A 20,896-nucleotide genomic window follows, 5' to 3' on the forward strand; every position below is an offset into this window, starting at 1 on the left:
AGATGTATCCTCAAAATTTGTCTGGCGCTAATTCCACTGAAAAATTTATCCAGCTTCTAGCGGATAAACGGATCATTTAACCTTGCCGGCTCATAATCCTGTAGAGGCGAAAAGATAACATTCGTTGAGATCACAATATTGCCATTAAAAGAAACTAATAATGGCAATAAAGCATGTTCATTATCTGCTGATGATGCCAAATAGTGTTCTGACTCAGATTCCAAATGAAGAAGATAATAATGTTCTTGAGCTATCTAGTGGTGTCTTAAGATGTGGGAATGGAAAGACTCTTTATCATTAGTTTTAAAAAAAGATTTGATTGATTCGCCCCTAACCGGCCTGAGATATATACTCCGACTTGAGTATATTTACATTAAATTTGCGAGAGATATCACAATGCTGATGGATTCAGTTAAGAGAAAAATCATAAACATATTACCCTTATTTACTATTTCCAAGAGTAATAGAAACTAGTTGAAAATTATAATCCCTTATATAATGGTTGGATTTATAAACAGTATAAGTAAATTTCCAGAATTTATGGGAGGGGGATAAATTGCAGATCTTAGTAAGAACAACGGTAGCAGATTCAAGTGGAATTTAAACATCTGGGTTAATAATTCTGAGTTTTAATTACGTTGTGAAATTAGTAAATCACGTAAAAAGAGATTACCATGAACACGCTGAATGTTATAAGAAACAATATGGAGTTGTCACACCCAGTTGAAGTGCTAGAGACATTATTAATACGCTTATATTTATATGACCGTACATCAAATAAAGACATTTCATTAAAAAGCGGTTTACCTATTCCCATCATCTCCGCATTTAAAAAAGAATTAATAAAATATGATTACGCTGAAAATAAAGGTGTTTTTAAGTTAAACCCTATCGGCGTAAAATACGTACAAGATGAACTGGGATACCGAACAATTGATATAAATAAATATAACTTGCTGTCATCAGAGGAGAAACGAGAAGAGTTTGAGAAGGAGCTTTTCGTTTTATTGGAGCCTATATATAACAGCAGACCTCAAGTCAATGTTTTGTTAGATCAAGCACATGCGACATTAGAGACATCAATACGCCGGGTAATGCTATTACTTAATAACCCAAGAGTATTTAAACAAAATATTTTATTTTTGGGTGATGATGATTTGACTTCCCTAGCCCTGATGATGGCATTTAAAAAGCTCGGCTACGGCTGCTCAAAAAATATTTTTGTCAAGGATATCGATCAAGATCTACTCACATTTATTCGAGATATCGCAGAGAAAAATGATTTTGTCATTAATACTGAATACTTAAATCTAAAACTCGCTAATGTATACACTAAAAATTTTGATATCGTTTTGACAGACCCACCTTATACATTGAGCGGATTAAAGCTATTTTTATCACGTGCTATTAGTTTCACTAAAAATGATAATAGTGAGATTTTACTCTCCTTTGGTCAAAAAAAACCAATGGAAAACCAAGAAGTTCAAAGGTTATTCAACAATCAGAATCTTCTTATCAAACATATTTATCCGCAATTCAATAAATATCATGGCGGAAGTATTATCAGTAATGTCAGCGATCTCTATGTTCTTTCTGTTACACCTCAAACATACCCGACGATCTCAGGGGGAAATAATTATTCAGACAAAATTTATACTGGAGAAATTAACCCCCGTATAAAATTTTACCAATGTAAATCATGTAATAACATGGTAACCATTGGACACGGAAAGAGCATATTAACGATAGAACAGCTCATAGAGGCAACTTGTAATAAGTGTCACGGCACTAAATTTCAATATCGTGGTCAGGAAAAAGTAGGTTCATCGGATAATACACGACAACTTGGCACTCACATTATCATAGATATGAAAGATTGTGATGCAGAGATACTGAAATCTGTACCAGCCATTGAAAAAATCATGCTTGATATTGCCCAACAATGTGAGCTGAATGTTGTTACTCATAATTTCCACCAATTCCAACCATGGGGTGTCAGTGGCGCACTAATATTAGCAGAGTCACATTTTACTATTCACACATGGCCTGAACATCAATATGCCGCTCTTGATTTATTCGTTTGCAATGAATTTAAACATCAAGATACATTTATGATGCAGCTACAAACGCAGCTTAATGCTCAAGAATACGAATATAAGATACTACAGCGGGGTTTTTAATTTTAAAATAAATAGAATATCTTCTTAGCACCTTACTGAACGTTGAAGCATTGATTTTATTTACTCAACGAAGGAACTGATTGTTAATTAGCCGGGCGTGAAAGACAATCAGTTACAGAATAACTAATTTAAATCGCTATGTTATCTTGTATAAATCTCCCGGAACTGATTGCCTGATACCCAAAAACCATAATAGGGCCCTGAAAGCCCCGTTTAGATTAAATCGTTTTATATAAAAAATATTCAAAAATACTCAAATAGAAAGTAGGCGTTTTGCAAAACTCCCCTCTTTATTCTCTTTTTTGAATTTTCTATACTTTGATGCGTAACTTAGCATCGTTTCTTGGTGCGGATATTCACGGATAAATATTCCGCCCCACAGATCATCCCATTTTTGATAATTGGGATCATTCAGTAAATATATATGCGCTTTCTTGATGTTCCAGTGAGGAATACCCGGATACAAGTGATGTACCAAATGATAATTATCATAATGCCTTCCAAACAAAAAGCGTTCCCACCAAATACCTTTTGTATTTCGTGTTAGCAATAATGCCTCCTTTTCAGATGCAGGCAGAGGATAATGTTCAGCTATGCCGATAATCCATCCAATAGCTACTGTAACCGTAAATAATGGAACTATCCAAAGCAGAATAAAATACAGGAAGCAACCAGAATAAATAATGATTGAAAGTATCACAATCCAATAAATAAAAAAGAAAGTTGATTCTTTATCATTTTCTGATTTTTTCTTTACAACTTTATTTTCTTCTTTTTTTAACTCCTTATTTTTCCTTGATTTAATTCTGTCTTCTATTACATATTTTATATATTTAAATGTTCTGTATCCTGAAAGTGTTAATAATATATTTTGTATAAAAAACTCTTTATCATTTTGATTAAAATCATATAACCCACTATCTATATGGAATTTATAATCAGGATCTTTTTCTGGATCACCTAAATGCGCGTGATGATACCTGACATGAGGATCTTTATAAGTACTAAGCAAATGAAATACCAAATGCCCAGATAAAAAAGTTCCGGCGATATAATTCAGGAATTTGTTTTTAGCTAAAACATAATGAGATGAATAATGTAATATATTAGTAAATGCTCGTTGTGTCGAACCTATCATCAATAAAGAGAGTGGGTAGAACCAGAAACTTATACCAACACTTAAATATATCGCAATTATTATAACAAGATAATCTTTTGAAAGGGCAATAGCCCAATGATAATTATCCAATTTCCTCAGCGTCCTTAAACTGGAAATCACATTGCGAGATATATTGAAATGATTGCTTAACTTTATTTCAGACAACGGCATAATGAAATCCCCTCCTGATATTTTTATTAATAACGAGATGAATTAAGCTTTGATTATCATTAAAATAACAACAACACCATTAAAAAACTGAACGCTTTCAAATTACCGCTTTGTTATCTCTTCTTACGCAATACAATCATCTGGTTAACCAGGTGACTGGAAGATTCGTTTAATCAGCTTTCTTATTCCAGTCACTTAAGATAACTTAAAAGGAATTACTTTAATATTTCATTTTTCTCATTCAGAATAATATCTTCTGACTGTAAAAGTGCTTTAAGCTTTTCAGTACATAAAAACTCTTCTCCCATCATCAAAATATCATCTTGATCACGTTGAATGTGCTCAGCCAACTGCATAACTAAAGCAGCAGCGCTTGTAGCGGTTAAATGTGCTTGTCCTTTAGGGTCTTTAATATGGGTATATATATGTTTTCGATCCCCTTTTTCATCAGTTCCGTGTATATCAATCCGAATTTGATGCTGATCGCCTGTACCGGGATGATAAAAAATCTTTTTACGTAACTTTTTAAACAGATCACCTGATATCAATTTCCAAATACCGTTTTTTATAAAAAATGATAATATCTTATTTGCCTTATGATTATCATAACCAATTCTCGTGGCAATAGTTTGAGCATTTGTTATTAAAGGCAAAATAAATTGATCAGGCATATCTATACGAAAAACACTATACCGACAATCCTCATCAAATAAGATGATACGTTCATCCGAAAAAGGAAGTACTTTCTGATATCGCCCATTTTGTTTTACAGTAAATGGAGTCGCAAGGCTATCCAAATAATCAAATGAATCTGGACCTGATTTATCATTCGAAGCACTGAGTATACTGATGTCAATATTCGTGATGTTTACTAATGACTTACTCATATTATTGGCAAGTGTTGCAACCACACTCGCCATCCACGATGACGCAAAAATCATTGAGCTTGGTTTTTTATTTCTCATGATCACAGCCTTGCTTAGCGCAACCTGCAATCGTTCAGTCCAACGCGTGATATCTATATAAGCAATGCCATTTTTATTTGCAAAATGCAATAAATTATCTTTGGGATCATTAACAGTGGCTAATATTATGTCAATTTTTATTTCATCTGATAAATTGATATTATCAATATCAAGAGCCACCGCCGTTGCATTTCCTAACGTTTGGGCTAGCCGTCTGGCCTTATCAATATTTCTCCCTGCAATAATTAACTCCAGCTCAGGCGCATGCTGATTTAAAATCTGTGCAACTTGCAGCCCAACAATGCCATACCCTCCAACTAATAAGACAGATAATTTTTTCATTTAATAACCCTCAGAATAGAACTCAAGATTTACTTTCCCGAATGACTAAGTACATTTGGCAATACAATTTCAATTATTACGTAATCTTTTATTCATGCGTTTTTTAGCTAAACTCCTTCTATCATTTTGATTTATATTTTCCTTATCCTGATGCGTACCACTGTATTCATTGATTATATTCTGCAACGCAGTTTGCAGTTTAACTACAGAACTATAAGTAAACATCATTGCAATAGGAATATCCATATTTAACTTCTGCTTTAACTTTTCGTTAACTTGAACAATATCAAGCGAAGTCGCACCTAAATCAAAAAAGCTTATGTATTCATCCAATTCAGAAAGACCCAACTGATGTCCCCATACGTCTATAATAATCTCCTTTATTGAACCCTCAGTACGTGGATTTTTTATATTGGAGACATAATCTTTATTATTTAATCGTGAAATCTCATCTTGTTCTATTCTGTCTTTTATTGGTAATACTGACACTGAAAACTTATTAGGATAATGTGAAACTATCTGAAGAAATACATCTTGTCCTTCTTGATTAGTTAAGCCGATCGTTGTATTTGGATTTTTTATGGTATTAACCGCCATACCCACTTCTAACCATCGATCCCAGGCGATGGAACAGATCCTGAAAGGAAACTTCTGGTCGTCTGCAATCGCCTCTAAATAAGCATTAGCCGCAACATATGCAGATTGCCCAGAAGCGCCGTAATAAGATAACAAAGAAGAACAAAACAGCATGGAACGAAGGCTTTTGTCACTAAAATAGGAAAGCAAGTTATTAGCACCCAAGACTTTGGCCACCATGATATCACGATGCAGTGTGAGATTAGGTTGCGCAATTAATGCACCGGCGTCAGATCCTGCTGCATGTATTACCATACTGAATGACCCCAATTCCTTTTCAACTGATTGCAGCAATGAATGAAGCTCTTTTTCACAAGAGACATCAACAGAATGAATATAGACTTCACTCCCAACTTGTTCTATTTTTTCGATACTCTCAATTTTTTTCATTGTTTCCATTTGAGTCGGATCTTTCTTTATAAGATCCCATTGAGATCTTGCAGGAAACTGTGAGCGAGAGGCTAAGACAAAACGTGCACGATACTGAATCGCTAATGATTCTGCCAGCTTTAATCCAATGCCACCAAGACCCCCGCTAATAAATACTAAATCCCCTTCTTGTAATCCATGTGCTTTATCAACACTATTCAGAGGCGTTATTGATAATGGTTTGAATTCAGGAAGCCATAACTGACCATGCCGTATTGCAACCTGATTATATTTACCGGAATTCACAAGCCCCCGTATCAGCAAGTTAAATCTGTCATCCGCTACATCATTGCCAGATAAATCTATTTGCATGACTTGATGCTGTTGATACTCATGAGAAATGGATTGAACCAAACCCTTTAATAACGAAATCGTTGGTATCGCTTGTTCACATCCCAATACATTTTCAATCTCAGGTGTGAAAAGAATAAATCGTGCGGCTTGCAATTCTAGCAGAGTTAAAATGATGCGAAGCCCTTCAACCCATTTTAAATAGTATTCAATAGGATCATTTTCGAGTTTTTCTTTTTCAGGGATCAGGATAAATCTACTTTCAGGTAATGGTGTTAATGATTTAATACTGTCTGAATCATCAATAAAAATCACTGTGCTATCAGGCCACAATGCTTTGCTTGAAGCAAGATGACCGGCATTATTTGATTGGGTACAAAGAATAAAAACCGCTTGCTCTTTATTCCCTTCTTCTATTTGAGGATAAAGTTCCCGCTGCCAGCCAGGGAAATAGAGTTTATTATGATTTAACGTATTATTTTCACGACTTACATTGATGCCAGAAACTAATTTATCCCTGAGTTGAGTATACTCCGTTCCGGCAAACTGATACACTGGCATATGAATCAAATGCCCTTGTGGCTGATTGATATTTTGCCAATCTATACCTGCTGTATTACACCATATTTTCCCAAGCTGACGATAAAAATATTCATGGTCATCATCTGTCAAATTAGGGTGTTTAATCATATTAATGATTAATGGTTTATTTTCATTTTCGTTTTGATAATACTTATGTATGAAACTGGATAAAGTATTACCAGGTCCCACCTCAATAAAAACAAGATCATTGAACTCTGATAATGTTTCTATGCTGCCTAAAAAATCAACGGTATTTCGTTGGTGTGACAACCAATATTCAGATTGTCTGATACCTTCTTCAGAATGCCAGCTACCCGTTAAATTAGACAGGATAGGTATCACAGGATGGTTAAAACTGACTGAATTTAACGCCTTGGCATATTCTGCCTGAATCTCATTTATCGTTCTGGAATGGAACGCATGAGAGGTTTTTAATCTTCTGCATTGGATATTATCATTTTGAAGAGCAGATGCCAGCCTCTCAATATTAGCCGTACTACCAGAAATAACGACAGATTCTTTACCATTGATTGCAGCTATATCAAATTCCTCATCAAGGTAACTGCGTATCTGTTCTATTCCTAATGCAACACTCAGCATCATACCTGACGACATCATTTCAATGAGTTTTGCCCGCTGACTGACTAAGTACAGCGCATCATTGAGAGAAAATACGCCAGATATTGTTGCCGCAACATACTCACCCAAACTATGTCCAAGTAAGGCAAACGGTTTAAATCCTTTATTTTGCAATAAAGATGTCATGGCATATTCAACAATAAAAATAGCTAATTGGGTTATTTCGTTGGATACGCTCTTCTGTTCAGAAATATTCACAAAAAAATCATGCAACTCTTTTTGAGTATCTTCAGATAATAAAGCGAAACAATCCTGACAACTATTTCTGAATATTTTTTCCTGCTGATATAAGGCATAAGCCATACCCGGATATTGTGTTCCCTGTCCCGGGTATAAAAAGACGATCCTTTTGGCTGAATGTTTTGCTTTTCCGTGAATAAAATCAGATAAAGTGCTGGATGTTTTATTCCCGGAACAAACCAATACAGAACGGAAATCAAAGTGTTCCCGCCCTTGTTGCAGGGTATAAGCAATATCAGATAATTTATGCTTTTTCTCTGACAGAAGTTTCAGCAACTCATTTTCCATCATCGATAAACTTGCTGTATTCTTAGCAGACAACGGCAACAGTGCCAATTGTTCAGGTGATTCAGAATTCAATGGTTCATGGATCATCTCTTCGAGGATGATATGCGCATTTGTCCCTCCAATACCAAAAGAACTGACGCCCGCCCTTCTGATTGATTCGCTATACCACTCTTGGCTATTTTTATTAATGTAAAAGGGTGATGATTCCAGCTTTAATTTAGAATTGGGTGTACTGAAATACTTATTGGCACAAAGCATTTTGTTTTTCAGCATTAATGCGGTCTTAATTAAACCCGCCATACCAGCAGCACTATCAAGATGCCCAATAATAGATTTAGCTGAACTTATTGCAATACTGCCCACCGGACAATCATGGAATACATTTTTTAACGCAGTAATTTCAATGGGGTCACCTAATTTAGTTGCCGTTCCGTGTGCTTCAATATATGAAATGGATTTAGGATCAATTTTGGATACTGTGATTGCACTACGAATAACGTCTGTCTGCCCTTCAATACTTGGCGCGGTATAGCCCACCTTTCTTGCGCCATCATTATTGATAGCGCTTCCCTTAATTAAAGCAATAATAGGCCGTTTTTCTGCAAGAGCCTGCTTTAACGGTTGCAGCACAATGGCGCCAATGCCCTCACCTCCCACAGTGCCATTGGCCTGTTCATCGAAAGGGCGGCAAACACCATCCGGTGATTCTATCATGCCATCCAGATAGAGATATCCCTGTTGATTTGGTGTCACCAAAGCGGCAGCGGCCACTAAAGCCAACTGACATTCGCCCAGTAATAATGCACGAGCCGCCATATGCACTGCGGTTAATGAAGAAGAACACGCGGTTTGTAGTGCAACGGCCGGGCCAGTCAGCCCCAACTTATACGCTAAGCGCGTGGCCGCAAAATCTTTTTCGATAAGGCTAAATGCAGAAAATAAACCGACCCCGTCTTGTTTACTCTCTTCATAAGCTGCCATTTGCCACTGTAACTGAGCACTGGCTGCCAAATAACAGCCTACTTTTCCTTTATAAGCTGAAGGTACTAAACCTGCTGAACCTAATGCCTCAAAACTACATTCGTGAAGGTGCCTGATTTGTGGCTCAAGTAACTCCGCTTCGCGCTTATTGTATTGGAAAAACTCAGCATCAAACCGCAAAGGATTTTCAATCACACCTTTCGCATTGACATAATTCTGGTGCTTATATTCATGTTCAGGAACACCATTCTTAGCTAACGTTTCATCAGAAAATCGGGTGATACAGTCATTACCCTCAAGACAATTTTTCCAAAAACTTTCGACCGTTGGGCTATCAGGAAACCGGCAGGAAATACCAACAATAGCGATTTCTAGACCTGTTAATTTTTGAGGTAATTTATCATTAATTGGGTTTTCTTCTTTATTCATAATATGCCATCACCAATGAAAATTAAAAATAAATACGAATCGAAAGTTCACGAAATCCATTCGTATACTGATTGCTCATCATCTTATTTTTTGACCATTTACACTCAATGATTAAACATTCCTATCGCATTATCAAATTGTTCAAGTTGATTATCGTCAACCAAATTATTTTCTTCTGCCTTTCCATGAGATTCTATAAAAATCGCTTGTTGTTCTATTGTGGTATATTGGAATAAATCAACAACTTCAATTTCCTTATTAAAAAACTCATTCAATTTAATACTAAGTTGTAACAAGGTATATGAAGAGCCACCCAAATCAAAAAAGTTGTCACATGAGCTGATATTTTCCTTATTTATTTTTAAAACTTCAGCCCAAAGAGATAATATATTGACCTCAACCTCACTACTACAAGGTTTCATCTCAATGTTTCTTGCAGTACTTCTGGGATCTGGCAACCTCGCCACATCGATTTTACCGCTGTTATTTTGCGGAAACTCTGCAACCTTAATGAAATAACTCGGAATCATGTAACTTGGCAAACGTTCAGCCAATGCTTTCTTCAAAACCTCTCCATTAAATTCAATATTGGTATATATATAAGCCACTAAAAATTTATTGTCTGAGTCCTGGGAATTAACCATAACAAAAACTTCACAAATCGCTTTCGAACCGGGTTCAAGCCCATTGATTTGTTCATTAATCGTTTTTTGAGTAACAACTTCTATTTCCCCTAATTCAATTCTATAACCATTAATTTTGACCTGATTATCGGATCGGCCAAGATAAATTAAGCCATTTTCTCCTGAATATTGGGCAAGATCACCGGTTCTATAATATTTCTTACCTTCGATAGTCATAAACTTTTCAGCGGTTAACTCTGGATGATTGATGTAGCCTTTTGCAAGACCCTTCCCAGCAATGGCAATTTCACCAATGGCACCTTCAGGTAACCGTCTTAAAAAATCGTCAATCAATATAATCTCTTCACCCGGCATCGGAAAACCAATGGGAATTGTCGGTGTTTGAATTTCACTCTTCTCGTTAAATTCAAAAGAAGTGGATTGCACACAGCATTCTGTCGGGCCGTAAGCATTAGAAGCATTAGGAACCGACTCCCAACATTTGGCAAAATTATACCAGTTATGCTTTTCCAACAATTCACCACCAATCATAAGATGATTGACCGTACAATGAATTGAATGTTCAGCGAATTGTGTTCGGATCATACGTAAATGTGTCGGCGTACAATCTGCGATCTGGATGGCATTCTTACCCCAGAATTCAACCACTCTTTTTCCATCCCGCTTGACGGACTCAGGCACCATATGAAGAGTATGGCCGAGTAACAATGCCGGATACAGTTGTTGTACTGAGGCATCAAAACTCAGTGCAGACATCATGGCTACATTCAGAGTGCCCTGATAATGTTGATAAACTCTGTCATGTAATCCTAAAACCAGATTTATGACAGCAGCATGCGAAACTTCAACACCTTTTGGCGCACCTGTTGAACCAGAGGTAAAAATAACATAAGCAGAATCGTCTGACGTTATATGAAACGGTTCGCCGATATCAATATTGGTATCACTATCAGGCGATACATAGGCAATGTTCTGACAGTCTTCAAGTTCACAGATTGTTTCATCAGAAATAATGACATGCTTAATTGAGGCGGTATCTTTGACATGTTTCTTTCGGGAAGCAGGCCAATTTATATCAAGCGGACAATATTTAGCCCCTGTTTTTAAAACAGCCAGCATAGCAACAATGGCGGCACATGAACGATTCATATGAATACCGACGGTATCATATTGTTTAATACCCTGGCTTAACAATTTAGTGGCAAACATTGAGCTTAATTTATCTAACTCGATATAACTGAGAGCACAATGTTCATCTGTAATCGCTGTGCGCAAAGGATGCTGTTTTACTCGTTCTGCAAATAAAGAATGAATAGTAGAGTGACTGTCAATTTCAGGTGTAAAGTGATGGGCATATACACCCGACTCTTCAGATAATTTGAGTGTACTGAGCGCCTTCTGGGAACGAATTTGCTGGCTCAACAACACGACCATTTTAATCATTTCGGCGTAATAATTAACATGATAAGGTGAATGAACTTCACAACTTATTATTTCATTATCATGTTCAAAAAATACTTGAGAAACAGATAAATCATAAATTTCTTTATTCACCGTCTGACAGTTTTTCAAAAGAATACACGATGTAAAAAATTTAGGTTGTTCACAAATTTCGTGAAATGAACCTAATCTATACTGTAATAAATTCTGTATATTTTTTGATACTGTCTTTATCAGTTCTGCCAGAGATTGTTCAGGTGAATATTTTGCCGGAACACATATTATCTGGGGTTCTTCACCATCATCGAGATAACTTGTGGTTAAAATCAAAGAGCTTTGGCTTCTCTGCATCATTGACTGAGCAAAACCCATCAGTGATATCAGTAAAGCACTTAATCGTTTATCTGAACCATTCGCCATAGATAAGATATTTTGTGATGCTTCACGTGAAAACACTATTTTTTGTCGGTTCACGCTATCATGATTAAATATCAGGGATTTTTCAAACTCTGATGGCTCATGATCATTAATTATTCTCTTCCAAAAATATTCTTTATCAATGTTTGTATTTAATTCATTTTTTACATTCATCATATAGATATCCCATCATTTGAGTATTGACTCAATTGATCTCATAAATTAGCTGACCTAATTAACGTCACCATTGACGTTTTTCAAAGAATGTATTTAAAACCCATCAAGTTAGTTAGAATCAATCAGCGTTGTAAATCTCATGAGCATTTTCAATGCCCATGAAAACTTTAGAGATACTCAAATATTCTTCAGAGAAGACTTGTGTGTTTCTCATATCCTGTAACATACAATAATAGTCACTTAAATTTTCTGTTTCTATAATAACAAAATCCTGAAACTCTGCGGTAAAACCCTCAGTATCTATCGTTCTCAGGCTAATTGATGAGCTGTATTTTTTTAATATCTCTGGCAAATGTTCATTTTGCAATTTTTTCCGCTCATACCGCGTAAGTGCATTCCATTTCTGATGGAAAATCAATGTCCAAATAATGACATATTTCATTTTATTTCCTGTATGATTTCATTTATTTCAAGTGTTATTTTATTGATAACTTCACTTTTAACTTCTTGTAAATAAAAGTGCCCGCCCCGGAATCCATAAGTTGTACACCGACCTGAAATATAGTCCGGCCAACCTTTCATCATTTCAAATGTCACCTCTGAATCTTCTTTGCCATAAAACAAACCCACTGCGGTTTTATTATCAATCTTTGATTCACTCATGATAAAATCATCAATTGCTTTAAAATCTTTCCTGATTATTTCAAGCATGATTTTCATCGCATGTTTATCTTCAGTTAATCCACTGATATTCCCTAATGTTTTTAAATAATCTAAAAACTGATTTTCCGTCATTAAGGCGCGATGAACTAACTCAGCTCTTTTTATATGAGGCGGTTTGAATGCAGACAGGCCAATCCATAATGGGTATATACAGCGCGCTTGCAATTTTAAAGTCAGTTCATAGGTAATTAATGCCCCCATACTATGCCCGAAAAACGCAAATGGTTTATCGGTCTTAATCACAGGCAATAACGCCTCTAAAATATCTTCTATAGATTCCAGGCACGCTTTGCCAAAGCTCAATCCACGGCCAGGAAGTTCTATCGCAATAAACTCTATCCAATCAGGTAATTCTCGTTGCCATGCCCTGTAAAACATGTGAGATCCCCCCGCATGATGTAGAAGGTATAATCTCAATTTTGCATTTATCGGTGTATTTAAATGAATTTTATCTAACATACTTACTCTATAAATAAGATAATGAATTAAACTGCCCTTCTAATATCCGGATTTTTCTCTTTCAAAAAATAGGAAGTCATAAGGGCAGCCACGTGTAATATACCATTTAACAGGAAATTATACCCTTCACCTTTCAAGCTAAAAATTAAAGTCCATAAAATCACTCTCCGTCACTTCATCATGATGACTTTCATTACTTGCATTCAATATAAATTGAATATCTTTATCAGGATAAGCGATGATATTATTTAATAATGTAATATATCGATATTTGAAATACTCCATTGTTTTCTCTTTAAATAGATCCTTCTTGTATTCAATATTGAATTCATAGCCTGAATAATTTTCCTTAACAAAAAAGGTAATATCAAATCGGGTATTCTCCTGATGGAGATCATAACGAGAGAATTTAACTTCAGGTAATACAAAATCGGCCATTCCAATATTCATATAGGAAAATACGGTATCAAAAATCGGTGTTCTATTTAACCTTGGCTTAATATTAAGCTCCTTCACCATATTTTCAAACTGAAAATCAGCATTCTCAAATGAGGCTATCGTTCTTTCAGCGACCCTTTTGACAAAATGCTTAAAGGGTAATTCTCCGTTACACTCAAAGACAATCGGCAACAAGTTTACAAACATACCAATGATACCTTGCAGTTCACTTTGCGGCCGTCCCAATATTGGTGTACCTACTGCAAATTTATCTTGTCCGGATATATCTTTCATCAAAAGCGCATAAGACGAAATGAACAGCATAAATTTTGTGATATTTTCGCGTTCTGCCAACGCATCAAGTTGATCACTCAATGCCTTATCAATCACAAAACCTATCCGGCCACCTATATTACCCACCTCGTTTGTTCGGGCATAATCTATTGGTAATTTAAACTCCGGTACATTTTTTAACGTTGATAACCAAAATGCCTTCTGTTCCAATATACAACTATCATTTACCATGCCTTGTTGCCAGACCGTGTAGTCTTTATATTGTATTTCTAATGGTTTCAGCTCCTTATCCTGATAAAGATCCAAAAAGTCTCTTACAAAGATATCTTGAGAAAGCCCATCCGAAATAATATGGTGTAAATCCAAGAAGAATATATAGTGCCCCTCCCGAACTTCGATCAGGGTCACTCTTATCAAAGGTGGTTCGTCTAATTTAAAGGGCTTAATAAGGCTATTAACCTTAATTTTCACTTCATCATCACTCATATTGGATGAGTCAAGCTTTAAATATTCTATATTTATTTCAATGTCATCATGATATTTTTGTCTTGGTTCGCCTTCACAAAGAATAAATGATGCTCTCAATGAATCCTGTCGTTTAAATAATAATTGAAGTGTTTTGTTAAACTTGTTCCTGTCTAATTTACCGACAATATTAAATGCGGCTGTTTCGTTATAAGCAACTGAATTTTTATCCATAATCTGTTGCAGATAAAGCCGCCGCTGTCCGGGTGATAGCGGGTAGGTTTCCTGAACTTCTGCTGGCAATATCGTTTGATACTCTGATTCTGCCTGTGAAGCAGATAAAATAATAATGTCTTCGATCGTCGGGTTCTTAAAAAAATGTGTTAATGAGACATCTATTTTGCAATTTTTGTGGATCCTCGATAATAAAGTTATCGCTTTAAGTGAATTACCGCCCAGTTCAAAGAAATCATCTTTTAAGCCAATCGGTTCAATTCCCAGAAAATCTTGCCAAACTGAGACTAGTTTTTTCTCAACATCACTCTTTGGTAAGACATATTCAGAATCTAAATCAGGTCTTGCCGCATAATCCCTGAGTTGAATGGCTGTCTCATTATCGTGGATAGCAGGAGCCGACCATTGGGCAATACGTGCATTGATATCCGCCGTTGAGATCACAAGGGCTTGTTCTTCCCGATACCTGAGTACTTCTTCTAATAAAGAAATTCCCTCACTTCTCGTCACAAGCAAGTGTGACAGGCTACTGCCCACCCCCGCGTTAATTTTTTCTTTCTCTGCTAATTCCCAGCCATCCCAGTTGATTAACGCCCATGTTTTTCTGTTTCTCCGGTTATGGCGTAATACAAACGCATCTAAATAGGCGCTGGCGGCCGCATATGCGAAAAATCCGACACCTCCGAGAATAGGCGCCAAAGAAGAAACGATCAGGCAAAAGTCATAATCAACAGGTTCCAAAACTTGTTCTAATACTGTTATTCCTTTTTGCTTAGGGACGAGATGGCTCTCAATATACTCTACATCCGTCTCACTTATTGATCTAAACGACATGTCATCGCTTAACCCCGCCAAGTAGAATACCCCATCAATACGGCCATATTTGGCAATCAAATCATGGATAAGTTTTTTCATGGCGCCATGATCACTCGCATCAACCTGAACAAACTCCAGGTTTTTTGCAGCATCGGCGACGGATTGCCACTTCTGGTCATGTTCGTATTTGATACGTGAAGAAATAACCAAATTAGCGTTATATTCTGTAGCAAGGTATTGGGAGAATGTATGACCAATAAAACCACGCCCACCGATGAGTAAATACACCCCCTCTTTTTTCAAACGGGAAGTCTCATCCTTCACAAAGGGAATAGACGGTAAGAAAGTTTCAGTCCATCTCCGGTTATTTCTGTAGATAACCGTTTTATTTCCACCTTCCTCAATTTCGCGTATTAGCCTCTCAGCAGAGCAGTCATTCACATGACCAACATCAATAGCCCGGCAAGATACTTCATGAAATTCTTGTCGGATAATCGTGCTGATAACCAGCATTGCAGCCGCATTCGGATCAATATCAGGTTCATTACAAACTTCACGTGCATTCTGGATAAGTAAGGTAATATCCTTTAAATGATTTATATTGCAAAATGCGCGATGTGATTTAAGTAAATAAAGTACCGAAGCCAATTGTTCATTAACCGTCAGGTTTACATCGGTACAATCAATGATAATGTCTTCAATTGAAATCTGATTATTGTTAATAAATTTGAATAAATTTGCATGATCTTCACTGTTGAGACCACGAATGGTACTTGGGGCGCCAATTTCCAATTTACATTGCTGACCAAGCCTAACTTGAATAACTTTGTGGTAATGAGTGATTAATGCTTGTTCGTAAATGATACTTTGCTCAGAATGATCCCCTAACTTGAATAAAAGCGCTGTCTTAACGTTTTTCTCTTGCTTCCGGTTTCTTAAAATATCCTGTTGCCAGACAGATTGATAAAACCAATCTGATATATTTTCATTCTTGGTAACAGGCGTCTGACTTATTTCTGTGCTTTCATTGCCAGAAAACAGGTGTAAGAAATTCGCATTTTCAGGCCAGTAAATACTTCGGTCAAAAGCATAACCGGGCAATGAAATACGTTTGCAATCTGGTGATGTGCGTATTTTGTTCCATTGAATTTTAACGCCTTGTTGCCATATTTTCCCTAATCCAGCCCAGAATAAGTAAGGATGAGTGTCAGCTTTATTATCTTCCGGGAGCAATTGTATGATTGATTGCGAGGATTCTGGTGTTGTATACCGGCGAATTAAATTAACGAGATCTCTTCCCACTCCCACTTCAATCAACACATAATGATTACTGGTATTAAGAATATTTTCCATTCCCTGAACAAAACACACGGTTCTTTCCGCTTGTTCAGCCCAATAGTGAATTGATGTTACTTCTCCGGCAGAAAGTATTTTACCCGTCACAGAGGACATGATTGCTGTTTTCGGCGCATTTAACGTAATGCCAGAAAGTATTTGCAGTAATTCCTCCTTTATTTTCGTCATTGCGGGGGAATGTGCTGCATGTTTAGATTTGATGGGCGTCGTCAGGATACGTTTTTTCTTTAATATCTGAGAAAACGCTTCGATGGATGGTTCATCAGATGAAACGACGCAAGAATCTTTATTATCTATTGCAATCACAATGTGATCAGGACAAAGCGGCAATACCTCTGATGCAGGCAGTGGAATACTCAGCATGGCGCCAGTAGGCAGACTTTGCATGAGTTGCCCGCGTTTTATAACAAACTTTAATGCGTCTTCTAATGTAAAAACGTCAGCAATAGTTGCGGCAACCAGCTCCCCAAAGCTATAACCGATGAGCATTGAGGGTTTAATATTTATATCAATTAAACACTTGGCAAGCGCATATTCGATAATAAAAATGGCCGGCTGTGCATATTGTGTTTCGCTAAGAAAATCACCATCGCCATGATTAAACCATTTGTCTCGCAGGGACTCACCAAGATACTCAGAAGCCAAAAGCAGACATGAGTCAACCATTGAACGGAATAATAAGTGGTTTTCATAAAGTGACAGTGCCATATTTGAATACTGTGCTCCCTGCCCGGGAAACATAAACACAATATTCTGTTCTGGATCTTTTGCTTTTACGGGGTTCGTCGTCTCTCTTTCCAGAGCGGAACATAATTCCTGATATGTCGCACCAACAAACGCTTTACGATAACGGTGGTGTTTTCTTCCTTCTTGCAAAACATACGCAATATCATTCAAGCGGTACGGTTTAGAGCCTTTAAGTGTATTCAGCAAATTCTGTTGATTATTTTGTAGCGCTGCGGGCGTTTCTGCTGAAATTAAAAATACATTCGGCTGTCCGTCATCTTGTACTTCTTCTTGCTGATCAGCTTCCGCAATCACGATATGCGCATTCGTTCCCCCAATACCAAAAGAACTGACGCCTGCCATTCTTTTTTTCCCCGCAGGTACTGTCCAATCCATAGGGCTGGCTACAACTTTAAACGGTGTTTCATCTATATGCAGCTTATCATTCGGCTTATTGTAATGCAGAGTGGGGGCTAATTGTTTATTCTTCAATGACATAATAGTTTTGATGACACCTGCAACACCGGCGGCTTCATCTAAATGACCAATATTACTTTTTACCGCACCCAACCAACAAACATGATGGGAATTTTGGAATATACGTGCCAGGGCGGTCACTTCAATGGGATCACCAATTTCAGTAGCTGTTCCATGACATTCTATGTAACTGATATCTTCAGGCTCCACACCAGCCAACATATGCGCACTGGCAATAACTTCTGCTTGCCCTTCTATACTTGGCGCCGTGAATCCCACTTTACGTTGCCCGTCATTATTAACTGATGACCCTTTTATAATCGCATGGATTTGATCATTATCTTCTAAAGCACGATCAAGGAGTTTCAGAAGCAGAATGCCCACTCCATTGCCACCCACAGTACCATTCGAATGCGCATCAAATGGACGACAGTGCCCATCAGCCGAGCGGATCATTCCGCGCTGGTATGTATAGCCTGATTCCTGAGGTAATGAAACGGAAACCCCACCAGCCAAAGCCAGATCACAATCTCCGCTTAAGATTGACTGGCAGGCGGTATGAATGGCAACCAAAGAAGTTGAGCAGGCGGTATGCACAGACATCACCGGCCCATTTAAACCTAATCGATAAGCTATTCGGGTAATGATAGATTCCGGCAGACTCCAATTCACCGCATCAAAGATTTCAGCCGGAGTCAGCTTCTGTTTTAGCTGATTAGATATCCACGGTAAATTGATCGAAGTACCCGCAAATAAACCTATTCTGTCTTTATTATCGCCGGGAATATACGCAGCATCTTCCAAGGCATGCCAGCAGCATTCGTGTAATAACCGGCATTGCGGGTCCATTTTATCAACTTCGTCTTTCAGATAACCAAATACATTGTTATCAAAAGACTTGTAATCATTGAGTATCGCTTTAGCGGGGACAAAATTAGGATCATTGATCTCTTCTTTGCTGTACCCGTTTTTTATCAACTCTTCATGGGTAAATTTTTTTATACTTTCTTTTCCTGAAATTAGATTTTGCCAAAACATTTGTGGTGTAGTTGCATCAGGAAAATTACAAGCCATGCCAACGATAGCTATATCAAATGAATTCGTCATATATTAACAACCTAATTTTATATAGATAATTTAAACAACCTGATCTCCGGCTCTATATTTTATTGGAGATAAAGGCATTATTGAAATAATCTGTCAAAATACGTTTATCACGGTATAATTCACCCGCTAAGGAACGCAAAATAAACCCATTACAAATTAGTCATTAACATGCTCCTGTTTATTTTGGTTTTTAGCATAGGATATATGGCGAAAAAATATGATGAGTAAATGAATCAGGCTCATGATTAAAGTCAAAATCAACAATGTCGACATTAGTATAAAACTCATTGGCATCCAGATAATCAATGAATTCCAAGACATATTTAATAAAACTGAGGGGAAAACGAAACTTAACAGCGTCAAACCCAAACAGGCTAAGATTGAGATTATCACGATGACTTTCTTTGCCCCGGACAAGTGCCTGCTCTTTTTAGTTATACTATTACGATAAATTCTGAATATTATTATTAGCAAAGACAGGAAAAGTAAAACACCTAAGGCTATAAATACTCTATCAAATGTATCAAACAGTTCAACATCATTGGCAGAGGTCAGGTTTATTGTCCCATCTCCCGATGACAGTTGTTTTAAGATTTGTTCACCAATAGTGAATGTGACATTACTGTTAACATTCGCCATAACAGCAACTGCGACGTTAGATTGAGTATTCATTCCAATAAAACTGGAGAAATTCGGGTTCATTCCGGTATGATATATCTTATCGTTATTTATAGACCATCCTAGCGCATAATGAACATCTTCACCCTCATTCGTCGATAATTGCGTATTGGGCTCAAACATACGCTTTTTATATTTGCTTAATGGTGAATCGTTATCCTTAAGAAGAAAACGTAGCCACTTCGCCATATCAATTGCGTTTGTCTGAATATATCCGGCAGGAACATTAGAAATGAAGAATGGTGCATCGTATGGTCTAGGAGCAAGATAGCTTATCTGATATCCGGTTGCCTTATGATTAACCATAACATCAACTGAGGTATCATTCATTTTCAGCGGAGTTAACACATATTTCTTTAATAGCTCAGAATAGGGTTGCTGTGTTACCACTTCCATCATTCTGGCTGCAATATCATAATTAATCGTTGCATAGGAATAAAGCGTTCCGGGGCTGTTCTGAAGATCTATCCGTTCAATACGATTAATCATATTCTCCAGAGAATCGCTGCTGTTACCACCATAAATAAAATCAACACTTGAAAATGGAATCCCCGATGAATGATTCAGCAATTGTATAAAGCTGACCTCTATCGGCTGATTATCAGTATAAAATGAGAGCGAAGGCAGGACAGAAGAAACGGTGGTTTCTTGTTTTATTTTTCCTTCTTCAATGAGTTGTGCCGCGATTAACCCAGTAAAAGCTTTACTCGTCGATCCCAATTCAAATACTGTTTCCTGCTTAATGTCTCCATCTTGATTTTCGTTCTGTTTGCCTAAAGTTATTAGGTGGGTTTTGTTGTGCTTATCAATAATGACCAGTGACAAACCGGGTATCTTACCCACTTCCATATAATCAATAAGTTGCTTTTTTAATTCAGTATGGTTGTTTGGTTCAATATGGCTGTTTTGTCCAATATGATTGTTTGGTTCAATATGGTTGGTTGGTTCACTTTTGGCAAAAGAAGCGGTCATGAATATGATGCTAAAAAAAATAACAAGCAATCTGATTTTCATCCAATAATGCCCCTGATATTTTATTTTGTAAAATTTAATCCGTCACGACGATAAGAGCCTCCCAGCAGGCTCTAAATCATGGTTCTTGAATTTAACGAT

The 20,896-nt window shown here is 36.9% G+C and carries 9 protein-coding genes; 1 reads left to right on the forward strand and 8 read right to left on the reverse strand.

What is annotated here, in order from left to right; translation table 11 throughout:
• Positions 1-674 precede the first annotated feature (674 nt).
• On the forward strand, positions 675-2,180 hold the full coding sequence (gene speD, locus Xmir_RS11825) for an adenosylmethionine decarboxylase (RefSeq protein WP_099114448.1): 1,506 nt from the start codon (positions 675-677) through the stop codon (positions 2,178-2,180).
• 253 nt (positions 2,181-2,433) lie between these two features.
• Here the strand turns inward: speD and Xmir_RS11830 are convergent, their stop codons facing one another.
• From Xmir_RS11830 to Xmir_RS11865, 8 genes are all read right to left on the reverse strand, one after another.
• Positions 2,434-3,510, reverse strand: a complete 1,077-nt coding sequence (locus tag Xmir_RS11830) for a fatty acid desaturase family protein (RefSeq protein ID WP_099114449.1) — start codon at positions 3,508-3,510, stop codon at positions 2,434-2,436.
• A gap of 215 nt (positions 3,511-3,725) precedes the next feature.
• Positions 3,726-4,817 (reverse strand): saccharopine dehydrogenase family protein, encoded by a 1,092-nt coding sequence (locus Xmir_RS11835; protein ID WP_099114450.1) that lies wholly within the window; start codon positions 4,815-4,817, stop codon positions 3,726-3,728.
• 69 nt (positions 4,818-4,886) lie between these two features.
• Positions 4,887-9,332: a type I polyketide synthase gene (locus tag Xmir_RS11840; RefSeq protein ID WP_099114451.1), complete on the reverse strand. Its 4,446-nt coding sequence runs from the start codon at positions 9,330-9,332 to the stop codon at positions 4,887-4,889.
• Positions 9,333-9,436: 104 nt separating this feature from the next.
• Positions 9,437-12,010 (reverse strand): non-ribosomal peptide synthetase, encoded by a 2,574-nt coding sequence (locus Xmir_RS11845; protein WP_244170919.1) that lies wholly within the window; start codon positions 12,008-12,010, stop codon positions 9,437-9,439.
• Positions 12,011-12,128: 118 nt separating this feature from the next.
• Positions 12,129-12,452 carry a darcynin family protein gene (locus tag Xmir_RS11850; RefSeq protein ID WP_099114452.1) on the reverse strand — a complete coding sequence of 108 codons (324 nt, stop codon included), beginning with the start codon at positions 12,450-12,452 and terminating at the stop codon, positions 12,129-12,131.
• On the reverse strand, positions 12,449-13,192 hold the full coding sequence (locus Xmir_RS11855) for a thioesterase II family protein (RefSeq protein ID WP_099114453.1): 744 nt from the start codon (positions 13,190-13,192) through the stop codon (positions 12,449-12,451). Before Xmir_RS11855 ends, Xmir_RS11850 begins: the two co-directional genes overlap by 4 nt.
• Positions 13,193-13,330: 138 nt before the next feature.
• Positions 13,331-19,105, reverse strand: a complete 5,775-nt coding sequence (locus Xmir_RS11860) for a type I polyketide synthase (protein ID WP_099114454.1) — start codon at positions 19,103-19,105, stop codon at positions 13,331-13,333.
• A gap of 156 nt (positions 19,106-19,261) precedes the next feature.
• Positions 19,262-20,755, reverse strand: a complete 1,494-nt coding sequence (locus Xmir_RS11865) for a serine hydrolase domain-containing protein (protein ID WP_244170920.1) — start codon at positions 20,753-20,755, stop codon at positions 19,262-19,264.
• Positions 20,756-20,896 lie beyond the last annotated feature (141 nt).

This window comes from Xenorhabdus miraniensis (assembly GCF_002632615.1).